Genomic DNA, 8,229 nt, shown 5'->3' with positions numbered 1-8,229 from the left:
ATCTGCAGGAGCGAGTCGTGCTCGGGCTTGCCGACGCTCACCTCAAGAAACCGATCTATGGTGCTCCTGGTTTCATGACCGCCAGACGATGCGTTCGCTGTGTGAAGAACGATCGCCTGACCTGTCGATGGATCGGTCTCGAGCGACCAGCTGTCTCCATTGGCGCTGAGCGAGAATGTTTTGCCGTCAGTCATATTCCGGCTTCCTTGTCGGTGAGAGCGGCCCCAACAGGGTGCTGGGGACAAAGGCAACGCGGTGCTGCGGTTGACGCGCTTACATCCAACGGCAGCATGAAAGCGTTGGTTCGCCGCTCTTTCAGTCGTCTATGAAGTGAGATCTACGGGAGGTGCAGCGGCACATAGGCTAAACAGCTCGGCGACATCGATTGTTCCGGTCGTCCGCTAGAGGAGCCGCTGCCCGCTGCACAGCGGCAATCTAGGTTAGGCCGCTGCGACTGGTTAAGTGGTGCGACCCACCGTTGGTTGTGGGGTAGCCAGAAAATATTTGCTTCGTCGAAAGCGCAATTTTTCCGGCATCAGCGTCTTGCAGCTTGCAACGCGAGTAGAAGGCAGAGTTTCGGGAATGAGTTCGCGGTGCTGCTTAGAGGCTCAATCGAACACTCCGATCCTGCCCACGCTGAAAACCACGATTTTCCTCGCCATCGACTGGATCGCCGTCCCGTCGCCAAACAACGACACCTGCGTGCTGGCGCGCCAGGTCTTCGGCTTCCTCGATCGCCCGTACTTCGTTGGTAGCTACTCGAGGCTCGAATACCCGGACGGCCCGCTTGCGATCGTCAAGGTCGAAGGCAACAATTTAGATGGTGCTGAACGTCCCAGGCATTCGGTTTCTCCTTATTGTGGGGGCTGGCCATTCGAGGCAGACATCCCACCATCCACCGGAAGATTTACCCCGGTTACAAACCGGGCATCTTCACTTGCCAGAAAGGCGATGACGGCTGCGACATCCTCGGGCTTCCCAGGACCTTCAAGCGCAAATCGCTCATTGAATTTGTCGATGAGCTTCCGATCGTCTACCATGTCTTCCGTCATCCCGGTCTTCGTGAAGCTCGGGCAAACGGCGTTCACCCTGATGCCATCTTTGCCGTGATCCATTGCCATCGCCCTGGTCAGGTTGGTGACCGCACCCTTGGCCGCATTGTAAGCGGCCATTCCCCAGTCGCCGCCAGTTCCAGATACTGAACCCACGTGGATGATGGAGCCTTTGGATGTCTTGAGATGCGGGATGGCCGCCCGAGAGGCGTAGAAAACGCCGTCGAGATCGGTGGCCATGACCTTGCGCCAATCGTCCGTCGACAACGATCCGACATCACCTTGGGTAACCACACCAGCGTTGTTGACCAGCACGTCCAGGCGGCCAAACTTCTCTAACGCCGCGAGGACGAGCTGATTGACATCCTCTTCGTTTGATACGTCGGCTTCAATCACGAGAACTTGGCTTTCAGGATACGGCTTCGCTACGTCTTCCAGCTTGGACTTCGTGCGGCCGACCAGAGCGACCTTCGCGCCTTCGTTCAAGAAGCGCTCGGCGGTCGCCTTGCCGATGCCCGAGCCAGCCCCAGTTACGACGACGACCTTGTCCACGAAACGCTGCATGGAAATTTCTCCTTGGATTGCATTTGCCCTCCCATTCTCCCGGGGCATTGAACGGGTCGACCGCGAGGTATGTTCCAAGTGTGATGGTTCCGGGACTTCAGGACAGATGAAGGCGGCCGTCGTCAGAACCCGAAGATCACCTGCATCTTTTCGGAGGCTTGAGCGTTGGGCCTTTCCAGAAGGCAGGAGAGAAACGCAATGAACCCACCCCCCGCTCAACAGACCAGCCCGCCGATGGGAGAGAACGCCGCCCTCGAGGAGGTACGCCGACTGCGCGCTGAGGTCGCCGATCTCAAGGAGAAGCTGGTTGCTATTCATAGCCAGTCCGATGTCGAGTTCACGCCTGAGAAAGAGCACGCTTGGCTCAGGATTGCCGCGACGATCGCCGTCACTTTCGCATTAGGACAGTTGATCCGGGCGCTCAAGCTGCCTACTGCCACCGCCGTCGCGATCCCGATGATCAGCAACGAAGTCAACCGCCGTTTCCTATGAGTTCAGGAGGACCTCAGATGTCAGACGAAGATAGAATTCGTGAAGACGCTTACGCGCGCTGGGAGGCAGAGGGGCGGCCCGAGGGCCAGCAAGAACGCCATTGGCGGGAGGCGAGCGAAGCGCTCAAGAACACTGGCCTTCCACAAACCTGGTCGGCGGACCATGGTGGCGGTGTCGGGTCGTCCGCGGGCTCATCCAACGAGCAGACGGATGATGGTATCAAGCCTCAGGACTTGAATTCGGAAAACGATCAGGGCGCTGGCTAAACTAGCGGTCCCTCGCTGACATCCGGTCGTTGATCCAGCGCCGCACGCCTAATCTCGATCATCATACCGGATGTAGTCGAAAAACTACACTTTTACAACCAGCCCATCCGCGACGCTCTACGGCATCGACTTTTCGTGCACCACAAGGTATGCGGCACTCACACAAACATCGGAAGCTATCACGGAAAGCGTGATGCCAATTTCGTTTTACGGAGGCTTGTTATGGTGGGCGGACTTGCCGAAGCCTTACCCTATCTTTTCGTTCTTGTCGGGTGCGGTCTCGTTTGGTTCGTTGTGTCACGATACAAGTCGTTTCACGATGTTCCGCGCAAGCACCTGGCATTGCTCGGTCTAGGCTGGTTCGTTCTAGTTTACTTGTTTATTCTCGCTGTGTCCCAATGACCTGTTGGAGCCAGTACCTACCGCCCTGACATCCTTTGCGCCAATAGTGGCCGTTGACGTATCAGGGACCGCTCTGACATTCTCTCTCTTCACCGATGTGAGTGAGGGAACATGGCACGTAGAGCACTTTTTCCAGGGGGGGCACGGACTACGGCTGACAAGATCAAGCTTTCGCCGGGGATCGTCTCTGGCGACCATGTCTATGTGACGGGCATGACTGGAAGCAGGCCAGACGGGACGATACCGGTGGACCTGGAAGAACAGTTCCGGCAGGCGTTCGAAAAAATTGATGCTGTTCTTCGAGAGGCCGGATTAGACTTCGGCTCTGTCGTGGAGATGACGAGCTACCATATCGGCTTGCGTGATCACTTCGACAGGTTCTGCGACGTGCGCTCCGAATATGTGTCGGAACCCTTCCCTGCATGGACTGCGGTTGAGGTCGCAGGATTGCGCCGGATAGGTGCGGTCGTCGAGATCAAAGTGGTGGCTTCCATCGACACTAGCCGACCTGAATGACCGTTTCGGGCCGGATGCCGACTTCTGCTTCGCGCCAAGTGCGGATATTACGGAGGTGGCAGTTCAAGCCCGTCGGGCAATGAAATCCAGATGACGGTCTGAGCTTCCGGGGAGTGTCGCGACAGATGACCTTTGCCATGCGTGTCTTCGACCAGCACGAAGCTGCCTGCCGAAACATGGCGAACCTCGCCGTCACTTGTCTCGTATTTTACTGATCCATCAAGCCTTACCGTAAGTACGGGCTCCGGAACCTTATGCCATGTAACTTCTCGCATTCCGGCCGGGATATGAGTGATGCGGACGCGAGAGGCTAGGTAGCTGGCTGTAACATCAAAAGCAACAGCATCAGGATGAACTGATCGCTTAGTCGTCGGCAAATCGATTTCATCAAAATGAGATTCGCCATCCGGCGAGGCGTAGATGCGCAAGCACTTCATCAATAGAATTCCATTGGGATGAGAAACAGGCGTGGCAACGAAGCTCGCGTACCACAACGGATGGAGAAAGACTACGTCGTTAATCGAGAGCCCGCGTTGGCCCCGATTGCGGTCTTCCGCTACGCGCCAATTGCGGCCATGACAGAGCGTCGGTGAAATGCCACAAGGACTGTGAGAATGTTGCGTTCAATATCTGGCACGGCCACAATTGTGAGATTGTTTTACTGATTGTCTTCCTAGAGTTCATTGATGCAAAGCGAAGAAGTTAGCCCCACCTTGGGTCAGGGTATGCTACGACTGGCCACGCTCTTCGCGGTAATTGCGAGCATCGCGTATGCCTTCTGCTGCATGTTCACCCAAGACGCTGCGTTACAATCGCTGTCAACTTATGCAGCTCGATACCACTACACGCAAAGCTGTGACGATGAGGGGAAAGTCGTTTCCTCTGGACCTACGAACTGCGTCGATCTTAACAAAGTTGTCTTCGTCAACGGGACGGTGATGAAAGCATACTTCAGAGAATGCAGTGGTGTTCCTGAGGCAAGTCGCTCCTCTGAGGTCGCAAAACTCTCGCGAACTGAAATCATATCGCTCAAAAAGGCCTTACAATGGTATGCGCAATTTGGCAGCAGTCCGCCGTGTGGGCCACATGGTCGCTAAAATGAATGCACGGGTCTATAGCTGCATGACCGTTTCAGGCCGAGAGTCGACTTCCGGCTCGCGCCATCAGCAGGCATAATCGGTTTGGTATCGGGCCAAAGAGGTGGAAAGCTCCCCCCACGATTGCTAAAAGTCGGCATGCTCGATTACGAAGCCTTCCGTATCCGACAAATTGCCGCGAAGGACACCGCGTTTCAAGGTGTCGCCGCGACCGTCCTCGATGCCGCCGAGGCGCGTCTTGCTCAAGCCGACACGATAGACGATTTCCGGCTAGAAGCGATGAGAACGCTGGCGCTCGGCCGGAATGGCCACAGCCGAGCCATCGCGAATGCTGCAGTCCAGGTGGCGCCGGTGCGCTTAGTGTGGCTGGCAAACGGGCCGTGCCTCGTCGAGGGACCGGAAGCGGGCGCTCAGCTTCTCGCGGTGAATGGCATTTCGGTCGCGGAAATCTTCGCTAGGCTGCGCCCCTACCTTGCTGGTACAGATCAGAGGGCGCGGGCGCTGGCCGGATTCATGCTGGCCTGGCCGCCCGCTGTCGCGCTGGTAACCGGCGTGCCGACCCCGGTTTACCGCCTTGTGACCGTCGGCGGAGATCTGGTTGAGCTTGCCACTTCCGACACGGTTCCAGCGGAGGCGCTCTATCCTGTGGCAGAGCGCGGAGTTGCAGACCAGTTGATCGCCCACCAAGGGATCGCCGAAGTCGGCGAGGCAAGACGCGGGACCTTCCTCCGTCAGCTTGCTGGGCAAGTCTCCTATGTCCGGATCGGCGATCTCAGTGCCGCGCCACCTCCGGAAACCGTGGCACAACTGACGGCCATCGCAACAGAAATCCGGGGTGCCCGCCGTCTCGTGGTCGATCTGCGCGGCAACCCGGGAGGCGACTTCTTCGGCGCCGCCACCTTCGCGCGCGACCTACCGAAGATCGCTCCCGAGGCGGCGCTCGCGGTGTTGGTCGACAAGTTCACCTTCTCGGCGGCGCTCGTCGCCGCGGCGCTGCTAAAGTTCCACGCGGGTGGTCGTCTCGTCGGCGAGGAGATGGGGGACGCGGCGGCCTTTCACGCCGAGGGCGGCACCGAGGTATTGCCGCGGTCCGGCCTATCGATCCGCTATTCGGACGGCTGGCACGATTGGGCCGAAGGAAAGGCCGACCCCGTTCTGACGCCACCGGAGATTTCTCGCGAGATGGTGCCGGCCGGATTGCTTATGCCCGACATGGTCGCCACGCCGACCGGCGCCGATCTGGCCGCTGGCCGCGACATGACCCTCGCAGCTGCGCTCGCGATGGTCCGAGAAGAGCGCTGACGAGTACCTCATTGTCGCAAAACTCCCGCTTTTAGTTTCGATTTTGCGTAACTTCGCGAAATAGGTAATTTTGCGACCCGCGCTGATGGCCGCCGCTATAGACCAGCAGCTTTGGTTAGGTTTATCCGGAAGCGATCACGCCGCCGCTGATATCGGCGCGTCATCTCCGCCGATACATGGCCAAGCTGCTTTTGAACGTAGCGTTCGTCGATTTCGGCAGAGGAGGCGAGGCCGGCGCGCAATGAGTGGCCGGAAAACCTGAAAGCCCGCTCGATCTCACTGAGATCGCCGCGAACGCCGGCAGCGATCGCCGATCGTTTCACAAGCCGGGCTACCTCCTTGTCATTCAATCGTTCGGATCCAACCGCCTTGCCCTGTCCTGTGACGCGGCGGAAGAGGGGGCCATGCGCCACTCTGGCGAACTTGATCCAGGTCTCGACGGCCGCGACTGGGCACGTGGCGTCGGAGGAACCTCGGCCGACCTCGACCTCCCGCCATCCGGTCTTGCCCCGCAGAGTGACGAGCATGCCCTGATCGAATATTTCGATCCAGCCGCGACCGTCCTCGGTCTGGTCGGCTTTGAGATCGAGACCAACGATCTCTGACCGCCGAAGACCGCCCGCATAACCGATCAGCAGCATGGCCCGATCCCGCAGGCCCCGGAGCGTGCCGCGATCGAGCGTTTCGATCATGGCGATGATATCTTCGGCCAGCACCGCCTCTTTCTGCACCGGCGGCCGGGCATGAGTTTTGCGAATGCCGGACAGTACCGTGGCGATATGGCGATCCTTGCGATCGAGGGTCAATCCGCGCTGGGCATAGTTCCACGACAGCGACGAAAGACGCCTTTCGATAGTTGAGACTGAATTCGCCTTGATCCCCCGTTCGGCCGCACCCGACGCGCAGGCGGTGATGTAAAGCCCGACGGTTTGTGGATGTGGGGGGAGGGGGGTGAGGCCGGACCGGCGGCACCAGGCAGAAAAGTGCTTCCAGTCCGCGGCATAGGCTTTGCGCGTGTTGGCGGAGCTGGCGGCTTCGACGTAGGTCCGAGCCCGATCGGCGAGGCTGACGAGATGGTCTGGTGGATGATTGTTGCCGGCGGGGGAGGGGAGGGGGCTTTGCCCCAGGACCTGCGGCGCGGAAAGATCATGGCCGGCCCCCGTGCTGAGAAACGGCGTTGAGGTGTCCTCGACGTGGATTTCGGTGTTTTGCTCGATGATTTGGGCCATTTCTTTATAATGAGAAATACGTCCGATAAGTCAACGTTATCAGACGTTTAGAGGAAACAGTGCCGAGGAATTAAGCTGGCCTGCACACTGTACCCATCATCGAATATTTGGCTATCGGTCAAGCAATAGGCGACCTGCGGCAGAGAGGGACATTACCGTCACACCGTTTGCAAGAGGGAAGGACTCTTGACCGGGATAGATAACGATCCGGTTTTGCGGCTGCAAATCCTCGCAGGCAAGATAAAACCCCTTTTCGAGTTTCGGGGTAAGGCTTCGCTTGATCTCTATCGCCCAGGGCTTTTCGCCTGGAGGGGTTAGCAGGAGATCGATTTCGGCTCCGGCCGCTGTACGGTAGAAGTTGGCCATTGTGCCATCTGGCGAGGACGCGATCAGTGTTTCGATCACGAAGCCCTCCCAACTGGAGCCGACAATTGGATGACCAAGTAATTGTTCAGCGCTTCCAAGCCCAAGCAGCGCATGGGCGATGCCGCTGTCCCTGACATAGACTTTGGGTGATTTGACCAACCGCTTGCCGACATTGGCATGCCAGGGTTCGAGACGACGCACCAGTAGCAGGTCGACAAGAAGATCGAGGTAAGAAGCGACGGTCTTGCCATCTACCCCCAGCGAACGGGCGAGTTCGGCTGCGTTGAGAAGACCAGACTGGTGATGTGCCAGCATGGTCCAGAACCGCCTCAACGTCTCGGCGGGAATGCGCGGCCCGAGAAGCGGGATATCGCGTTCGAGATAGGTGCGAATGAAATCCTGTCGCCAGCGCATACTTGCACGGTCGCTGGAAGCGAGGAAACTGTCGGGAAATCCCCCCCGCAGCCAAAGCCTCTCGAGCGCGTCTTCCGGCACTTCGAGCCCGTCGACGGGCTGCATTTCAAGATAGGCAATGCGGCCAGCCAATGTTTCTCCGGATTGTTTGAGGAGGTCGATCGAAGCCGAGCCAAGCAACAGAAACTGGCCAGTGCGCCGTCCGGCACGGCGATGGCGATCGATCAAGCCCCGCAGAATCTGGAACACGTTTGGCAGACGATGAACTTCGTCAAGGATGACCAGCTTGTCATCATGGCTTGCAAGATAGAGTTCTGGTTCCGCTAGTTTGGCCCGATCCGCCTCCGACTCCAGATCGAGATAAATCGAGGGCCGGTTTTCGCCAATATTGATTGCTAGCGTTGTTTTGCCGACCTGGCGGGGCCCCAACAGTGCGACAGCAGGACTTTCGTCTACCAGATGTCGGAGTTCGGTTTCAATTCTTCGTTCAATCATCCTTGCATTTATGGAGTTGTATTCCGCAATTGCA

At 58.2% G+C, this 8,229-nt stretch carries 9 protein-coding genes; 4 read left to right on the top strand and 5 right to left on the bottom strand.

Translation table 11 applies throughout. From position 1 onward, the window contains the following. Together JZX87_RS29820 and budC are read right to left on the bottom strand one after the other, a co-directional pair. Window positions 1–194 (bottom strand): hypothetical protein (locus JZX87_RS29820; protein ID WP_502711352.1); only part of this gene is annotated, 194 nt, incomplete at its 3' end. 660 nt (window positions 195–854) lie between these two features. After that, window positions 855–1,616: a meso-2,3-butanediol dehydrogenase gene (budC, locus tag JZX87_RS29815; RefSeq protein ID WP_148148747.1), complete on the bottom strand. Its 762-nt coding sequence runs from the start codon at window positions 1,614–1,616 to the stop codon at window positions 855–857. Between the two features lie 198 nt (window positions 1,617–1,814). On the opposite strand from budC, the gene JZX87_RS29810 reads away from it, so the two are divergent. The 3 genes from JZX87_RS29810 (at window position 1,815) to JZX87_RS29800 (ending at window position 3,292) form a co-directional block, all read left to right on the top strand. Continuing rightward, window positions 1,815–2,108, top strand: a complete 294-nt coding sequence (locus JZX87_RS29810) for a hypothetical protein (RefSeq protein WP_148148748.1) — start codon at window positions 1,815–1,817, stop codon at window positions 2,106–2,108. A 17-nt stretch (window positions 2,109–2,125) separates the two neighbouring features. After that, window positions 2,126–2,374, top strand: a complete 249-nt coding sequence (locus tag JZX87_RS29805) for a DUF2934 domain-containing protein (RefSeq protein WP_148148749.1) — start codon at window positions 2,126–2,128, stop codon at window positions 2,372–2,374. A gap of 513 nt (window positions 2,375–2,887) precedes the next feature. Further along, window positions 2,888–3,292 carry a RidA family protein gene (locus JZX87_RS29800; protein ID WP_206829469.1) on the top strand — a complete coding sequence of 135 codons (405 nt, stop codon included), beginning with the start codon at window positions 2,888–2,890 and terminating at the stop codon, window positions 3,290–3,292. Window positions 3,293–3,339: 47 nt separating this feature from the next. Here the strand turns inward: JZX87_RS29800 and JZX87_RS29795 are convergent, their stop codons facing one another. Continuing rightward, window positions 3,340–3,729 (bottom strand): cupin domain-containing protein, encoded by a 390-nt coding sequence (locus JZX87_RS29795; RefSeq protein ID WP_206829468.1) that lies wholly within the window; start codon window positions 3,727–3,729, stop codon window positions 3,340–3,342. A gap of 798 nt (window positions 3,730–4,527) precedes the next feature. On the opposite strand from JZX87_RS29795, the gene JZX87_RS29790 reads away from it, so the two are divergent. Continuing rightward, window positions 4,528–5,691 (top strand): S41 family peptidase, encoded by a 1,164-nt coding sequence (locus tag JZX87_RS29790; protein WP_206829467.1) that lies wholly within the window; start codon window positions 4,528–4,530, stop codon window positions 5,689–5,691. A 95-nt stretch (window positions 5,692–5,786) separates the two neighbouring features. Here JZX87_RS29790 and JZX87_RS29785 read toward each other — a convergent pair whose 3' ends face one another. Both JZX87_RS29785 and JZX87_RS29780 read right to left on the bottom strand, forming a co-directional pair. Continuing rightward, window positions 5,787–6,920 carry a site-specific integrase gene (locus JZX87_RS29785; protein ID WP_206829466.1) on the bottom strand — a complete coding sequence of 378 codons (1,134 nt, stop codon included), beginning with the start codon at window positions 6,918–6,920 and terminating at the stop codon, window positions 5,787–5,789. 111 nt (window positions 6,921–7,031) lie between these two features. Continuing rightward, window positions 7,032–8,195, bottom strand: coding sequence for an ATP-binding protein (locus tag JZX87_RS29780; protein WP_206829465.1), 1,164 nt, complete (start codon window positions 8,193–8,195; stop codon window positions 7,032–7,034). Window positions 8,196–8,229 lie beyond the last annotated feature (34 nt).

The organism is Agrobacterium sp. Ap1 (assembly GCF_017313375.1).
Classification (GTDB): domain Bacteria; phylum Pseudomonadota; class Alphaproteobacteria; order Rhizobiales; family Rhizobiaceae; genus Neorhizobium; species Neorhizobium cellulosilyticum.
This window is presented reverse-complemented; position numbering and strand designations above follow the sequence as displayed.